This is a genomic window from Neisseria sp. P0021.S006, from assembly GCF_051956895.1.
Map to the genome: position 1 here is coordinate 1 of NZ_JBQCWZ010001189.1, position 464 is coordinate 464.

Genomic DNA, 464 nt, shown 5'->3' on the forward strand with positions numbered 1-464 from the left:
GGATTTGGTCTAGCCTTGCGGCGATGGTTTCGGCATCAAACCCATATTCTTTCAGACGGCCTAGCCGCTCTTCTTCGTCGGGTTTATCCTGCCATGCCCATTGCCATTCGCTGTTGTCGGGAGTTTGCTCTTCGGGTTCGCTTAAAATTTCGTTGAACAACTGATTGACCTTGGTGCGGTGAATGTTGAGGTCGTCTGAAAAGGCGGCGTAGCTGTCGAAACCCATGCTTTCGGCGAGCAGTTGTTGCTGTTCGGGCGAGGTGGGCAGGGTTTGGGTTTGCTGGTCGTCCCAGTATTGCAGGCGGTGTTCGACGTCGCGCAGGAAGCGGTAGGCGGCAAGCAGGGTTTCGACGTTTTCAGACGGCATGATGCCCAGCTCGGCAAGTTTCTTCAGCGTTTCCTGCGTGCCTTTCAGTTGCAGCGCGCGCATTTGCCCGCCGCGTATCATCTGGAAAATCTGGGCG

The 464-nt window shown here is 55.8% G+C and carries 1 pseudogene; it reads right to left on the minus strand.

The annotated features are described in order from the left end of the window. Nucleotides 1-464 (minus strand): annotated as a pseudogene (locus tag ACTHUM_RS19400) (bifunctional [glutamate--ammonia ligase]-adenylyl-L-tyrosine phosphorylase/[glutamate--ammonia-ligase] adenylyltransferase); the annotation flags it as partial.